General features: G+C 36.6%; 16 protein-coding genes. 9 read left to right on the forward strand and 7 right to left on the reverse strand.

Features of this window, described 5'->3' with window-relative positions; genetic code table 11:
* Positions 1 to 99 precede the first annotated feature (99 nt).
* From MOK21_RS19365 to MOK21_RS19380, 4 genes are all read right to left on the reverse strand, one after another.
* Entirely contained in the window at positions 100 to 717 is a 618-nt protein-coding gene (locus MOK21_RS19365) for a kinase (RefSeq protein WP_249075592.1), read from the reverse strand.
* A gap of 56 nt (positions 718 to 773) precedes the next feature.
* The gene (locus MOK21_RS19370; RefSeq protein WP_249075593.1) at positions 774 to 1,415 is read right to left on the reverse strand and encodes a 3-oxoacid CoA-transferase subunit B; all 642 of its coding nucleotides are present in this window, start codon (positions 1,413 to 1,415) and stop codon (positions 774 to 776) included.
* The gene (locus MOK21_RS19375; protein WP_249075594.1) at positions 1,415 to 2,122 is read right to left on the reverse strand and encodes a CoA transferase subunit A; all 708 of its coding nucleotides are present in this window, start codon (positions 2,120 to 2,122) and stop codon (positions 1,415 to 1,417) included. Before MOK21_RS19375 ends, MOK21_RS19370 begins: the two co-directional genes overlap by 1 nt.
* A 107-nt stretch (positions 2,123 to 2,229) precedes the next feature.
* The gene (locus tag MOK21_RS19380) at positions 2,230 to 3,108 is read right to left on the reverse strand and encodes a LysR family transcriptional regulator (RefSeq protein WP_249075595.1); all 879 of its coding nucleotides are present in this window, start codon (positions 3,106 to 3,108) and stop codon (positions 2,230 to 2,232) included.
* 298 nt (positions 3,109 to 3,406) lie between these two features.
* Here MOK21_RS19380 and MOK21_RS19385 point away from each other — a divergent pair, with 298 nt between their 5' ends.
* Both MOK21_RS19385 and MOK21_RS19390 read left to right on the forward strand, forming a co-directional pair.
* Positions 3,407 to 4,720, forward strand: a complete 1,314-nt coding sequence (locus MOK21_RS19385; protein ID WP_249075596.1) for a short-chain fatty acid transporter — start codon at positions 3,407 to 3,409, stop codon at positions 4,718 to 4,720.
* A gap of 205 nt (positions 4,721 to 4,925) precedes the next feature.
* Positions 4,926 to 5,141, forward strand: a complete 216-nt coding sequence (locus MOK21_RS19390) for a MerR family DNA-binding transcriptional regulator (RefSeq protein WP_249075597.1) — start codon at positions 4,926 to 4,928, stop codon at positions 5,139 to 5,141.
* Between the two features lie 183 nt (positions 5,142 to 5,324).
* Here MOK21_RS19390 and MOK21_RS19395 read toward each other — a convergent pair whose 3' ends face one another.
* Positions 5,325 to 5,963, reverse strand: a complete 639-nt coding sequence (locus MOK21_RS19395) for a LysE family translocator (RefSeq protein WP_249075598.1) — start codon at positions 5,961 to 5,963, stop codon at positions 5,325 to 5,327.
* Between the two features lie 177 nt (positions 5,964 to 6,140).
* Here MOK21_RS19395 and MOK21_RS19400 point away from each other — a divergent pair, with 177 nt between their 5' ends.
* On the forward strand, positions 6,141 to 6,566 hold the full coding sequence (locus tag MOK21_RS19400; RefSeq protein ID WP_249075599.1) for an SRPBCC family protein: 426 nt from the start codon (positions 6,141 to 6,143) through the stop codon (positions 6,564 to 6,566).
* Positions 6,563 to 6,883 (forward strand): ArsR/SmtB family transcription factor, encoded by a 321-nt coding sequence (locus MOK21_RS19405; RefSeq protein WP_249075600.1) that lies wholly within the window; start codon positions 6,563 to 6,565, stop codon positions 6,881 to 6,883. The genes MOK21_RS19400 and MOK21_RS19405 overlap by 4 nt, the downstream gene beginning before the upstream one ends.
* A gap of 37 nt (positions 6,884 to 6,920) precedes the next feature.
* On the opposite strand, the gene MOK21_RS19410 is transcribed toward MOK21_RS19405, so the two are convergent.
* Both MOK21_RS19410 and MOK21_RS19415 read right to left on the reverse strand, forming a co-directional pair.
* The gene (locus MOK21_RS19410) at positions 6,921 to 7,700 is read right to left on the reverse strand and encodes a YqhG family protein (RefSeq protein ID WP_249075601.1); all 780 of its coding nucleotides are present in this window, start codon (positions 7,698 to 7,700) and stop codon (positions 6,921 to 6,923) included.
* Between the two features lie 18 nt (positions 7,701 to 7,718).
* Complete coding sequence (locus tag MOK21_RS19415) at positions 7,719 to 9,233, reverse strand: DEAD/DEAH box helicase (protein ID WP_249075602.1); 1,515 nt, start codon at positions 9,231 to 9,233, stop codon at positions 7,719 to 7,721.
* A 725-nt stretch (positions 9,234 to 9,958) separates the two neighbouring features.
* Here MOK21_RS19415 and MOK21_RS19420 point away from each other — a divergent pair.
* From MOK21_RS19420 to MOK21_RS19440, 5 genes are all read left to right on the forward strand, one after another.
* Positions 9,959 to 10,783: a methyl-accepting chemotaxis protein gene (locus MOK21_RS19420; RefSeq protein ID WP_249075603.1), complete on the forward strand. Its 825-nt coding sequence runs from the start codon at positions 9,959 to 9,961 to the stop codon at positions 10,781 to 10,783.
* 161 nt (positions 10,784 to 10,944) lie between these two features.
* Positions 10,945 to 11,550 (forward strand): dienelactone hydrolase family protein, encoded by a 606-nt coding sequence (locus MOK21_RS19425; RefSeq protein ID WP_249075604.1) that lies wholly within the window; start codon positions 10,945 to 10,947, stop codon positions 11,548 to 11,550.
* A complete protein-coding gene (locus MOK21_RS19430; RefSeq protein WP_249075605.1) occupies positions 11,537 to 12,493 on the forward strand; it encodes a LytTR family transcriptional regulator DNA-binding domain-containing protein in 957 nt (318 codons plus the stop codon). The genes MOK21_RS19425 and MOK21_RS19430 overlap by 14 nt, the downstream gene beginning before the upstream one ends.
* A 148-nt stretch (positions 12,494 to 12,641) precedes the next feature.
* Positions 12,642 to 13,490 carry an ABC transporter ATP-binding protein gene (locus MOK21_RS19435; RefSeq protein ID WP_249075606.1) on the forward strand — a complete coding sequence of 283 codons (849 nt, stop codon included), beginning with the start codon at positions 12,642 to 12,644 and terminating at the stop codon, positions 13,488 to 13,490.
* Entirely contained in the window at positions 13,487 to 14,194 is a 708-nt protein-coding gene (locus MOK21_RS19440) for an ABC transporter permease (RefSeq protein WP_249075607.1), read from the forward strand. The genes MOK21_RS19435 and MOK21_RS19440 overlap by 4 nt, the downstream gene beginning before the upstream one ends.
* Positions 14,195 to 14,197: the final 3 nt, after the last annotated feature.

Below are 14,197 nucleotides of genomic sequence, written 5' to 3' on the forward strand. Positions count from 1 at the left end.
AAAAATAATAATAACCTTCACGCTCGTCTTAAATACCCACGGAAGAAGGCCAAATACCCGCGATGTTGGTTGAAATACCCGCGAAGCGACAATACTGCTTTAGAAAATCACTATATCTGCACAAGCTAACGGATTTTCTTTCTCTAAATAATAGTCCTCTGCTGGCCAATACCGTCTTTTATATTTACTTAATCGTGCCTCATAATTTCCTATATAGGCATCCCGTCGCAATACTCTATCCTCTCTGTTTTTTCGGGGTAAATCTATAAATAAACGATAATCATAGAAGTTTCTCCATTCATGCCTCAAAAGGAATATCCCCTCGATAAGAAGAATACTATTGGAATCTAATTTTATTATTCTATCGCTAAGGGTATCTGCTGATTGATTATAAAACGGAAGCAAAAGTTGTAATTTATTATTATGTAACGGCAACAGCATATTATTTTTAATAAACTCAATATCCCATTGTAAATAATAGTATTCATACCATTCATCGTAGCCAGTATCATAGCGTTTACTTCTTTCTACGATATGATTATCTATATGAATTAATGCTACTGCACAAATAGATTGTAGCTCCTCCGCTAATTTGTTAGCTACAGTGGATTTTCCTGCACCACCTAGTCCATCAATCGCTACAATGAACGGCCTCTCCGTACTAGATCTCACTTTAAATTGTTTTATAATATCGCTTTTTAGTTCATGTATATCCAATGATCAACACTCCTATTGAAAAAACCAGCTCTTCTAAAGAACTGGTTCCATTCCATTTATATTGCTAAGGCAACGTTAAATGAAGCAGCTGTCTTCTCTTTTACTTCCTCTAACGTGACACCCTCTGTTAATTCTATCAGCTGCATGCCCTCTTCCGTAAAGTCGAAAACAGCTAAATCTGTTATTAATCTATGCACAACGCCCTTGCCTGTCAAAGGTAGCTCACATTGTTTTTTTATTTTTGACTCACCGTTTTTATTGACATGCTCCATCACGACGACGACTCTTTTCGCCCCGACTACAAGGTCCATGGCGCCTCCCATACCCTTCACCATTTTCCCTGGAATCATCCAGTTTGCAAGGTCGCCTGTTTCAGATACTTCCATGCCACCTAATATAGCCAGATCGATATGACCTCCACGAATCATAGCAAATGATTCAGCACTGTCAAAGAAAGAAGCGCCAGGAACAGCAGTCACCGTTTCTTTACCCGCATTAATTAAATCAGGATCGACCGCTTCTTCGGCTGGGTATGGACCAATGCCAAGAAGACCATTTTCTGATTGTAAAAGAACGTCATAATCAGCTGGAATTGCATTGGCCACAAGCGTTGGAATACCAATTCCTAAATTGACGTTCATGCCGTTTTGTATTTCTTTTACCGCTCTATTTACGATTTGTTGTCTTGTATCAGCCATTACGCATCCCCCTTTTTCACCGTCAAACGCTCAATACGTTTCTCATAATTGCCACCTAGTAAAACGCGCTGCACGAACACTCCGGGCGTATGAATATGATCTGGATTTAGCTCTCCTACTTCAACAATTTCCTCTACTTCTGCAATTGTAATTTTCCCCGCCATTGCAGCTAGAGGATTAAAATTACGTGACGTTTTTCTGAAAACTAAATTGCCTAGCTTGTCTGCCTTCCATGCTTTGACAAGGGCAAAATCTGCGACAATCCCTTTTTCTAAGATATATTCCTTGCCATCAAAAACCTTTACTTCTTTACCTTCAGCAATGGGTGTTCCAACGCCAGTAGCTGTGTAAAAGCCTGGAATTCCAGCACCGCCTGCTCGCATACGCTCCGCCAATGTACCTTGAGGTGTCAATTCTACTTCAAGCTCCCCACTTAAAAATTGCTGCTCGAAAATTTTATTTTCACCTACATAGGATGCAATCATTTTTTTGATTTGCTTATTTGCTAATAAAAGCCCTAAACCCCAATCATCCACACCGCAGTTATTGCTTACAACTGTTAAGTCCTTTGTTCCCCTTTGGACTAGCGCTGCAATTGATTTTTCAGGGATACCACAAAGCCCGAAGCCTCCTACCGCTAATGTATCTCCATCTTTAATATCTGCGACGGCTTCCTCAAACGAATTCCACACTTTTCCCTTCCCCATATCGAAACCCCCTAAAATTTCTCGTTTATTAAGAAAAATTCTACCTTACTATCATTTTACAAGTAAAGGAATTAATTAGAATACTATTTATTCTAAAAGTGCATAAATCAATTTTCAGAACGTATTGTATGGAGTAGCTGCTTTAATGCAAAAGATTGATATGTATTTTTCTTTGTAATAACACCTAAACGCCATGGCATATCAAAATTTAGTAACGGTATAATTTTGACATTTTTGTTTGTCTGCTTTGCGGCAATTGAATATGGTAAAAGCGTCACCCCTAAATTCGAGGAAACTAGCTCCACAATTAAATCCCATTGGGAGCTTTTATAGCCAACTATTGGCGTAAATCCTACGCTTTTGCATGATTTAATGACATAATCGTGCAATGTGAATTCCTCTGTAAAGATAATGAATGTTTCATTTTTTAAATCTTGTAATAGAATACGTTCTTGCTGAGCTAATGGATGCGACTCATTAATAAAGACAAAAAATTGGTCTTCCACAAATGATTGGACAGAAAATTTCCTTTCATCTGTAGGTATAACTACGATTCCCATATCAACATCGCCGTTTTCTACTAATGTCCCGATCATTTTAGCTCCACGTTCCACTAACTCTAAATGCACATTTGGATACTGCTTATGAAACTTCCGTGCGATTTCAGGAAAGAATAGGGTCCCAATTAGCGGTGGAATCCCTAATTTAATCGTACCTGTTTTGATGTTCGACAAGTCATCCAGTAGTATATGTAAATCATGTATAGAGCGTGTTATTTTTTGTCCTTGTTTATAGACGATACTACCTGCGTCTGTTAATTCTATGTTGCGGGTAGATCGGTTTAATAGCTCTACATGAAGAGCATTCTCTAGTTTTTTAATACTTTTGCTTAATGAAGGCTGTGATATAAAGGATTCGCTAGCTGCCTTTGTAAAGCTCCCATATTCAACAACAGCCATAAAAGCTTTTAAATCTCGCAACTCCATATAGATACCCCCTATTTATTCTAATTTGTTATAAAAAATATTCCTAAAATCCTTATTTAGTAATAAATTCTCCTCATTTTCAACTAATCCTCCTTCTTGAAAATTTGTACATCAAGTACAAGAGCAGTAAGGCTTTTTATAATGTTAAACAAAATTTACACTCACAATAGTCACCGCAAATTTATTTCTACATTACGTTGATTTTATTGTACTTAATTCCTATTTTATCTTTATTTATTCATTTCTCTATGTAAAATTAGCAATAAGGGATGGCAGAAAAGGAAAGGGGATTTCTAACATGAAAACGTTAACAAGAATTTCGAATGCAATTATGGAAAAATATTTACCTGACCCATACATATTTGTCACGATACTCACAGTATTAGTATTACTTTTAGGGGTTGCATTAACAGATTCTTCTCCGCTCGATATGGTGATATATTGGGGAGATGGTTTTTGGGAACTCTTAGCATTTACCATGCAAATGGTGATTGTCTTAGCAGCGGGTCATATTTTAGCGAATAGTCCTATCTTTAAAAAAGGATTATCAGCCTTTGCAAGTAAAATAACAACACCAGGCATGGCAATTATCATTATTACATTCGTTTCACTAATCGCTTGCTGGATTAACTGGGGATTCGGACTTGTAATTGGTGCCCTTTTTGCAAAAGAAATAGCTCGTCATGTTAAAAAAGTAGACTATCGTTTATTAATCGCCAGTGCCTACTCAGGCTTTGTTATTTGGCATGGCGGATTAGCTGGTTCAATTCCATTATCCATTGCGACTGAAGGCCATAAGTTTGCTGACACTATGGGCATCGTGCCCACAAATGTTACATTATTTTCAACCTATAACTTGTTTATAGTTATTGTGATTCTCTTCACTTTACCGTTGTTTAATCGTTGGATGATGCCAAAGGACAAAGATACAATAGAGGTTGACCCTGCTTTATTAGCGGAAGAAAAAACAGAGCTACCTAAGCCCGAGAACAACTTCGCGAGCCGCTCTGAGCGTAGCTATATTTTAACGATTTTAATCGGCATAATCGGCCTTGTATATTTAGTACATCATTTTGCTACGAAAGGCTTTGTTCTTGATTTAAATGTCATTAATACGATTTTTATTGTGTTGGGTATCATTTTCCATGGAACACCACAAAGCTTCCTTGCTGCTGCACAAGATGCTATTAAAACAACAACAGGCATCGTTTTTCAATTTCCGTTTTACGCGGGAATTATGGGCATGATGACCGCTTCTGGTTTAGCGACTGTATTCTCAGAATGGTTCGTTAATGTTTCTAATGAACATACATTCTATCTGTTCACATTTTTCTCAGCAGGGCTTGTTAACTTCTTTATTCCGTCAGGTGGTGGACAATGGACGGTGCAAGCTCCTATTATGCTAGATGCTGCAACCACATTAGGTGCCGACTATGCTAAAACAGCTATGGCTATTGCGTGGGGTGACGCTTGGACTAATATGATTCAGCCATTTTGGGCACTCCCAGCCCTTGCAATTGCCGGCTTAAAGGCTAGAGATATAATGGGCTTCTGCTTATTTATTTTAATCTTCACCGGCATTATTATTAGCATCGGCCTCCTTTTCTTCTAACTAGATATAGAGTGTTCAAGCTTCACGGATTGTATATCCGTGAAGTTTTATTTACTCTTTGAGTGCAGTCAAAGAGACCTTTTAAAATGTTGTTCGGGCAAGTTTTAAAAGAATTGCCCTTTCGTAAAAATTACTTTTCCTCTTGCTCCTCACGTTACGTTATCTTTTACAATGTAGATAACAACAAGTACGAGGAGGTAATAAATTGTCTACACATTATTCAATTGGCGAGTTTGCTAAAAAAACTGGTGTAACCATTCGAACTTTGCATTACTACGATGAAATTGATTTATTGAAGCCACCCTTTACATCTGCAGCTGGTAGAAGGTTTTATTCAAATGACGATATCATAAAAATCGACTTGGCCTCTTTGAATATTTGGATAAGAAAGAAGAAAACGAGCGAATTAAATCAATTTTAGGCGTTTAACTTTTTAGCTTACTGTTCTAACAAAGGGCTTTCGTTAAATTCCGATTCACGGAAAATCAACACAAGTTGTACAAAAAGGTACTAGCGAATTGCAGTACCTTTTTGTATGCTAATTAATTTACCTTTTAACCTGCAATGTTGCTTTTTGTACTAAAAAAACAGAACCCGTTACCTTTTAGTGGGCTTTTTCTAATGCTAGCTTAATGCCAAAACCAATTAACACTGCACCTGTCAATCCTTCGATAATAGCCTTCGTCGTTGGCTTTTTCATAAATGCACTAATTTTATCCAACAAGTAAACATAAAATACAAACCAAAATCCTGTTAACGCAGTATAAATAAGCCCCATGATAAGAAACGGCATAAATGTACCGCTCTTACCATCTACAAACTGTGGTAAAAATGTTAGAAAAAAGACAGCCACCTTTGGGTTTGTAACGTTCGTTAAGAAGCCTTGCTTAAAGCATGATTGCTGTGAATATTTGTTATCAATTTGAGTTTCGTCTTGCACAACAGGAGACTCCGTACGTATTGCTCGTAAGGCCCATAAAGTTTTAACACCTAAATAGCATAAATAAACCGCTCCGACGTATTTTAAAATGGCAAATACATATGCTGACTTTACAATAATCGCAGAAAGTCCAATAACCGCTGCAAAAGTATGAATCAATAATCCACAGCATGAACCGAGTAAAGTCTGTAAGCCTCCCTTTCTGCTTACGGTGAGTGTATTTTTTGTGGCAATCGCCGTATCCGGACCAGGCAAAATAATTAATAAAATGCACATTAATAAAAAGACAGATATGTTCACCATTTTAAAGCCTCCTTTTCAGTCAGAAAATTATAAAAATAATTTTAACATATGTATGCCCATACAAAAAGACGCGAGGGAAAATTTATCCAATGTATTTATAATTGACATATAACCTTAAGGTGTTATATATTCATAACACCTTAAGGTTACATTTCTTCGTAAAGGAGTTCATTTTAAATGACAGAAAAACTAGAGAATATTGTTAAGACAGTTACACTTAAAGCACCGATTGAAAAAGTATGGGAAACTGTAACGGACGCTGAAAAAATTGCTTCTTGGCTAATGCCAAATAATTTTAAGCCAATTGAAGGTCACGAATTTACAATACAATCACCGTTTGGCCCTTCACCATGTCGAGTAGAACAAGTAGATGCCCCACATTTTGTTCGTTTTGCATGGGATACTGATGGATGGTTTGTCACTTTTGAATTGAAAGAAATTGGTGAGCAAACAGAATTTACGTTAACACATGGTGGCTGGAAAGAAGCTTCGCACATCATTCCTAAAGCTAATATGCCTGCTGCAGCTATTCGTACAACAATGGATGGCGGCTGGACAATGCTTATCGGCAAAAAATTAAAAGAAGTTGTGGAATCACAATGACACCGCTTGCTGTAAAGTATGATGTTTTTCAAGCAATTGCTGATCCAACAAGACGTCATGTCCTACAGCTACTTGCCACAAGTGATAAACCCATATCACTTATTTCTGAGAATTTTTCTATAAGCCGAACTGCTGTCGTGAAGCATTTAAACATTTTAGAACAGGCTGAACTAGTTTCTGCTCAAAAAAAGGGACGGGAAAAAGTTTACACATTACATGCAGAAAAACTAAAGGAAATTGAAGACTGGCTACAGTACTTTGATTTATTTTGGGATAATAAATTGGCACAACTACAAAATATTTTTGAAGAAAATTAAACGAGGAGCTGTCCTAATAGTAGGGACAGCTCCTCGTTTAATAAAGATAAAATAATCCACCATTAATAATTTCTATTTTAATTTTGGTATCGTATTGTTCCTCTAATGCCTTCTTTTCAATTTCATAGCATTCTGGTTTGTCTTCTTCCTCTTCATAAAAATAATCGAGCACTCGCTGATCCCGTTGCCATCGTTTTTTTGCTTCAGTAGCCCATGAATGGTCATCTTGTTCAATAATCTTTTCAATAGTAGCGTGTAATCTTTCGAGTGCTCTAAGGGGCTTGATGATAAATTGAACATGAAAAGCATTGTCTGCTGGAACAGTGTCAAATTCAGATGCACATATCGTCTCCTGAAATTCCTCTTTGATGATGCCCGTTAGCAAGTTTATGCCAAATGAATAAAGCATTTCTTTCGTTTGGTCGCAGCAATACGACACTTTAAAATTAACACCTAGCCATGGCGTAAGGATAACTTGCCCTATTGCGTTATCTACCTTCTCAAAAAGCTGAACATACGCTCCTAGCTCCCTTGTCGCTTGAAAAAGCTGGTTCATTCTCGGTGAGCCGAAATGAATGGCTTCACCATAAAGATTCCCAGTTGATGCTGTCTGATTTGTAATGAAAGTTACTTGAGCTGGATTTGCCTCACTATTTGTCGCTTCTACGTATTGCCAATAAAAAGGGCGATTCATAATTCTTTTATCGATATCAGCTGTTAATTGTACTGTAAGATAATGTTCTTCTTCACTTATAATAGGGCAATCATTTTCATTAAAAAATTGTCGTAAATAACTATGAACTTGCTGTGGATACATGGGTCCTTCTCCCTTACACTATACAGATTCTTTAAAGTTAGATAGAATCGCATCTAAATCGCCGACTACCTTTTCGAAAACATCAATTTTCGTATGAAGTAATGCTAAAATATTCTCTTCAATCGTATTGGCAATAGCCAAATTATAAATATGAACATCATGCTCTTGCCCTAATCGATGCACACGACCAATCCGTTGCTCTAGCTTCATAGGGTTCCAGGGCAAATCATAGTTAATAACATGATGGCAAAACTGAAGGTTTATCCCCTCTCCGCCTGCCTCAGTTGCGATTAAAACCTGTGCCCTTTCCTTAAAAAGATGCTTCATATAATCCCGTTTGCTTTTATTATATTTACCGTTGAACAGGACACTCGTTATACCGTTAGCATGTAAGTACCATTGCAAATAAATTTGAGTAGCTCTATATTCTGTAAAAATAATCACTTTATCTTTGGCCTGTTCAACTATTTCAAGTGTCTTTTTCGCCTTTGAATTCACTTCTAAGGCCATTAATTTTACTAATATATCTTCAATTTCTTGTGATTGTGCATTGTCTTCCATCATTTTAGATAATGTTAAAGCTGTAGCCTCTTTACTACTACACATTTCCTTCTGCAATGTAATCATTGAAAAAGAGCCTGTATTTTGAAGCGTTCCGAGCAGATTATAAACTTCCTCTTCTTCCTTAGTGAACTGGATAGGAACAATTTGAACACGGCGATTCGTCCATTCAATACCCGTGTCCTCCCGCCTATTCCTCACCATCACCTGATTCACTAATTCCTTTAAATAATCATTATGCTCTAAATCATGCTTACTTGCCGAAAATGCAGATTGAAATGTATCATAATTGCCAAGATGACCAGGCTTAAGTAAAGAAATAAGATAAAATAATTCAAAAACATCGTTTTGAATCGGTGTGGCTGTTAATAGTAAACAAAACTTTTTCTTTAAGCCTTGCACGAATTCGTAAATTTGGGTTTTATGATTTTTTAATTTATGGGCCTCATCGATAATAATCATGTCGTAATTCTGCTCATAAATACGCTCTTTATGAGGACTTTTCTTCGCCGTATCCATACTCATAATAAGGACATCATGGCGCTCAATCTGAACATTTTTTTTATAAGCTACTGCCGGAATGTGGAACTTTATATTTAATTCTTCAACCCACTGATTAATAAGCGAGGCCGGAGCTAATATTAATGCTCTCTTAACAAGGCCACGAATCAAATATTCTTTTAAAACCAAACCTGCTTCAATTGTTTTACCAAGACCCACTTCATCAGCTAAAATCGCTTTACCATTCATACGTTCAATAACTGTTTCCGCTGCTTCCAACTGATGCTTAAGCGGTGTTAAATTTGGTAAATACTTTGTCGCCTGTAAACCTGTGAAATCAGTAATTAATTTCATTTTTACAATTTCATAATTCATCTTGTACAATGTCCAGCTATCCCATTTTCCAAGTTCATTCAGTTTATTGATAAAGCCTTCTTCCCATTCTGACGACCTTTCTATTCTCATGATCATCACCTCATGCTATTATTTCTAGTTTAGGTTGTCCAAAAAAGAGAAAGCTATGTTAAGGTTTTGCGAAAGAAAAATTAAATAGCTAAAGTATACTCCGGCAAAACGAGTAGTTGATTTCCGTTCCGGCTGGGCGCTTTGTAGCTGGCGCTTCGCTTTCGCTACAGATAAAACATTGTTGCTGCCGCTTCGCTTTCGCACAGAGCAAAGCTTCCTGGGGGCGTCCGATGAGCCGCTTCACTCGCGTTGCTCGCTCCAGGGTCTCGGGCCAACAGATGTTTTTTGCGCGAAAGCGTAGTGCTAACGTAGCGGCAGCAGCACCGAGGTTGGTCACGAAGGCGTTATCACAGGATGTAATGTTCTTAGCCTTCGTTCCCCTATCGCTGATCCCCAAGGAGGCGCCCAGCCTACACTCCAATCAACCATTTTACATAGTATTATCTATGTTGTAATACCGTATTATTTTCTGTAAAGTTCTATTGCGTATGCACCATGATTACTGAACCTGCAATATTTGTTACCATGTAAATCCAACCTTTTAAACAAATTAAACATATAGGACCTTATTTTCGTACTTTTTTAAAGAATAATGGTATTAAGATAGTCTTTTTATTCTCTTCCTTTTTTCATACAATTAAAGAAGCATTACTTTCCAAAAAATAACGTTTATATAAATGAGAGATTTTATACCCCATTGAACGAAGTTTACATATACCAAGGAGGTCATTATGAATATTATTGAAGCATTATCAAAGTCATTGCCTTACATTCATTTAGCTATGAAGGGTGAGGCCATGATGGCATTAGTAGACAAAGAGAGTGAAAGTATTGTTGTTTATTTAGCTGGGAAACGATTAGATGCTGGTTATAAAAACGGGCAAAAAATTAATCCAGATGATGCCATTTTACGTCTCCCGCTTAAAGGGAAAAGCACTGATTCACCTGTACCAAAAGAGGTTTATGGTATAGATTTTAACGGATTCTCTTTTCCCGTTCGTGAAAATGGGCATATTGTAGGGGCGCTAGCCTTTGGATTACCTATTGATCATTCTCTCCAAATGGAAAAATATATTCTTACCATGAATGATATTATTCAAAACCTACAGGATAAAGTACATACAATTGCCTCTAATTCAGAGGAACTAGCCGCAACTAGTGAGGAAATCAATAAACAAACACAATTTGCTTTAGAGGACGCTGAAAAAACAAACGGCATTACCGATTTAATAAAAAATATTTCTCGTCAAACCAATTTACTCGGATTAAATGCATCAATCGAAGCAGCACGAGCGGGCCAACATGGTGCCGGATTTAATATAGTAGCGCAAGAAGTTCGCAAACTTTCTACAGAAACAACTACTGCTACTGATCACATTGAATCCTCACTTCGAAGCATCAATCATAATCTTGAAAATTTAAAACAAAACATGACTCAAATAAATGGTGCCACCAACGAACAAGCCCAACTTGTTCAGGACTTTAGTGAAATTATTGATGAGCTTAATACGCTTAGTCTGGAAATGAAGGGTTTTATGTCTAAAGTTATGAAATAAAGGGATATATCAACGGAAAACTCCGCCTCGATTTCTGTGGTCAAATCAAGATCACATAAGTCTGCGCGGATTTTTTTACTTTTGAGCGCTTTTTGAAATACAAAAATTTTATACGATAGGATTATTCTTTGATACACTATTAAAAAATGAAAGAGGTAAAAATGAAGAGAAAAGTATTTATTTTACATGAGATTTATGGCGTCAACGATTTTATAAAATTGCAAGCTGAAACATTCAGTAACGTCAACACTACTGTTGAATGCATTTCTTTATATTCAGAGAGGAAAATATTTCCATACGAACAAGAACAGGACGCCTATGAATATTTCATAAACGAAGTTGGATTTGATGCTCCTCTCGAAAAACTGACCGAAAAAATATTGGAAGATAGGACTCATTATGATGAAATAATGTTAATTGGATTTAGTGTGGGCGCAACATTAGCTTGGAGACTATCTATACTACCATTACAAGGAATCGTTTGCGTTTATGGATCACGCATTCGTCAATATATGGATATAATCCCCTCTTGTCCGACACTTGTTATTTTACCAAGTCATGAGAAAAATTTTAACGTCCATGAATTAAAGAAAACACTCGATGCATTACCGTCTGTTCATACGAGACAATATCCAGGTCAGCACGGTTTTATGGACTTCAATAATTCAAACTATTGTGATGAAAGTTATTCACAGGCACATGCTGAAATCTCGCAATTTTTCGAAATTAAGACCTGTCAAGGAGGACAAAACAATGAACCAAAATGAAAGCATTATTATTGATCCTTATATAGAAGGAGGAAATGTAATTTATCCAAACTTCCACCTATCCATGCAGCCTGGCATTATTATTGGCATCCACACTGATGTGTCAAAAATACATACATTAATACAGTGGTTTTCGAAGCAAAGCAATACGTATACATATTATCGTGAAAATGCCTTGTATGAGCGACTAACAGTTCGGGAATATATCAAATTTTGCATAAAGCTTTTCAATGCTTCTTCTAAAAAGCTAGAGGATCTATTAACATTATTTGCTTTAATGGAACAAAAAAGCATGAAAATCAGCAAACTTTCCAATGGAGAAAAGCAACGTTTAAAATTGATTCATACATATCTTAATCAGGAACCGATACAAGTTTTAGAAGAACCATTCCAAAATATGGATGAATTCTCCAAACAAAAAGTGATTCAATTATTGGATGTCCTTCAAAAGCAAAATAAAACAGTCATTTTACTATCTAACAATTTTGAGGATTTAATCGTTTCGAGTACAGAAATACATAGACTAGATGCAATGGGCTTACATGCATTAGATGTGAACGAAGATGAGGCAGAACTTGCGCCCCCCTCTCTTGAAAGTGCACCGATTCGACTTGATAAAATCCCAACAAAGAAGAACGATAAAATCATTTTATTTAATCCTCCCGAAATCGATTATATCGAAAGTGTTGAGGGGGTTGTTTCACTGTATGTTACAGGTGAATCCTATCCATGTACATTGTCACTAAATGAACTTGAGCAAAAATTGACACCGTTCGGCTTCTTTAGAAGTCATCGCTCTTATATCGTTAACTTACAAAAGGTACGGGAAATCATTACATGGACTCGCAATAGCTACAGCCTAGCCCTAAATAGCAATGAAAAGACCGTCGTACCTTTGTCGAAAAATAAACTCGCTGATTTAAAGGAAATACTCGGAATTTAGTAGATTTCCCAGGAAATAAACGACTCCTGTCAGCTAAACTATTTCTCCACTAACGATCATTTTACTGCCTTTCACCTGTATTTTAATGTTGAGATCCTTATTGTCCCTTAAAATGTAGATATCAACAACAACACAGGGAGGTTTTCAAATGAACGCAGTAATCGATGTTCAGCATTTGAAAAAAACATTTAATAAGGAAACAGCATTACAGGATGTTTCCTTTACTATTCAAAAAGGGGAAATATTCGGCTTTCTTGGACCTAGCGGCTCCGGAAAAACTACTACTATTAAAATATTAACAGCACAAAGTGAAAAAACGGATGGCGACGTTTTACTGTTTGGTCGCCCAGCAAATGAGATGAAACAAAGTAACAATCGTAAACGCTTCGGTATTTTAACAGATAATAGCGGACTATATACACGTCTTTCAATCGAGGAAAATTTATTACTATTCAGTAATTTATATCAATTGCCTAAATCATCCGTAAAAGAGGCTTTAGATTTTGTTAACTTATATGGTGATCGTAAAAAGAAAATTAGTCAGCTTTCTAAAGGAATGATGCAACGTGTTACGCTTGCACGTGCCATCATGCATAAACCAGAACTATTATTTTTAGATGAGCCAACTTCAGCACTCGATCCTGTTAATACACAGCATATATATAACGGCTTGCGCAAATTAAACGAGATGGGTACAACAATATTTTTAACGACCCACGATATGAGTGAAGCAGAAATACTTTGTGATCGTGTAGCCTTCTTACATAAAGGGAAGATTCGAGCGATTGGTGCTCCAAAGGATTTGAAAAAAGAGTTTGGCGATGAATCGATTACAGTTGAATTAAAAAATGGTACTAGTGAGGTCATTCAAAATGGAAAACAGGATGCAGAAAAACTGTTTCATTGGATGCAATCTAACGAAGTTTCTCGTATTTATACGAACGAGCCTACACTAGGTAATATTTTTATGCAAATAACAGGGAGTGATTTAGTATGAACATTTCAATGACACGTATTCAGGCTATTTTAATGAAGGATTATAAGGAATTTTCACGGAACTATGCGGTATCAGTTATGGTACTTATGCCACTTGTTATGGCATTTTTTATTAATAAATCGGGCTCAACTACTATCGCCGCCTATTTCATTACAATAAATATTGCATTTTCTATGGTGACTGCCTATGTACAATGCTGTCTAATTGCAGAGGAGAAAGAAAAAAATACGCTTCGTAGTCTAATGCTTTCCCCTGCTTCACTTAGCGATATTTTAATTGGTAAAAGCTTGTTTGTCCTTATACTTACAATGGTAGTTGTAGCATTGACTATTTACATTGTTGGCTATAGCCCAGCTAATCTTTTCATCTTAGCTATTACTTTAATACTTTCGACTGTGTTCTATATTGCAATAGGGACATTATGTGGATTATTCGCCAAAACAGTTATGGAAGGATCTCTTATCATTCTACCTGTTATCTTTATTTTCCCGTTTGGTCCTTCTGCCCTGGCATTTTCATCTAACTTTCCTATTTTAAAAATCGCAGAGTGGTTACCAAGTTCTCAATTAGTGTTATTAGCAGAGTCTTTAGAAGGCACATACACTACAATGGATGTTATTATTCCAATCGCTACTATCATCGCATGGTCACTAGTAGCTTGGATTGTAACTGGATTTATCTATAAAAAAAGAATGGTCGACTAATGA

This window comes from Lysinibacillus sp. BPa_S21, assembly GCF_023337795.1.
GTDB lineage: Bacteria > Bacillota > Bacilli > Bacillales_A > Planococcaceae > Lysinibacillus.

Bases quoted from the DNA above. Each gene is read 5' to 3' on its own strand.
- MOK21_RS19385 (WP_249075596.1), top strand. From the start codon at position 3,407: ATGAAAACGTTAACAAGAATTTCGAATGCAATTATGGAAAAATATTTA.
- MOK21_RS19415 (WP_249075602.1), bottom strand. From the start codon at position 9,233: ATGATCATGAGAATAGAAAGGTCGTCAGAATGGGAAGAAGGCTTTATC.
- MOK21_RS19380 (WP_249075595.1), bottom strand. From the start codon at position 3,108: ATGGAGTTGCGAGATTTAAAAGCTTTTATGGCTGTTGTTGAATATGGG.
- MOK21_RS19425 (WP_249075604.1), top strand. From the start codon at position 10,945: ATGAAGAGAAAAGTATTTATTTTACATGAGATTTATGGCGTCAACGAT.
- MOK21_RS19395 (WP_249075598.1), bottom strand. From the start codon at position 5,963: ATGGTGAACATATCTGTCTTTTTATTAATGTGCATTTTATTAATTATT.
- MOK21_RS19420 (WP_249075603.1), top strand. From the start codon at position 9,959: ATGAATATTATTGAAGCATTATCAAAGTCATTGCCTTACATTCATTTA.
- MOK21_RS19405 (WP_249075600.1), top strand. From the start codon at position 6,563: ATGACACCGCTTGCTGTAAAGTATGATGTTTTTCAAGCAATTGCTGAT.
- MOK21_RS19410 (WP_249075601.1), bottom strand. From the start codon at position 7,700: ATGTATCCACAGCAAGTTCATAGTTATTTACGACAATTTTTTAATGAA.
- MOK21_RS19370 (WP_249075593.1), bottom strand. From the start codon at position 1,415: ATGGCTGATACAAGACAACAAATCGTAAATAGAGCGGTAAAAGAAATA.
- MOK21_RS19375 (WP_249075594.1), bottom strand. From the start codon at position 2,122: ATGGGGAAGGGAAAAGTGTGGAATTCGTTTGAGGAAGCCGTCGCAGAT.
- MOK21_RS19435 (WP_249075606.1), top strand. From the start codon at position 12,642: ATGAACGCAGTAATCGATGTTCAGCATTTGAAAAAAACATTTAATAAG.
- MOK21_RS19430 (WP_249075605.1), top strand. From the start codon at position 11,537: ATGAACCAAAATGAAAGCATTATTATTGATCCTTATATAGAAGGAGGA.
- MOK21_RS19400 (WP_249075599.1), top strand. From the start codon at position 6,141: ATGACAGAAAAACTAGAGAATATTGTTAAGACAGTTACACTTAAAGCA.
- MOK21_RS19440 (WP_249075607.1), top strand. From the start codon at position 13,487: ATGAACATTTCAATGACACGTATTCAGGCTATTTTAATGAAGGATTAT.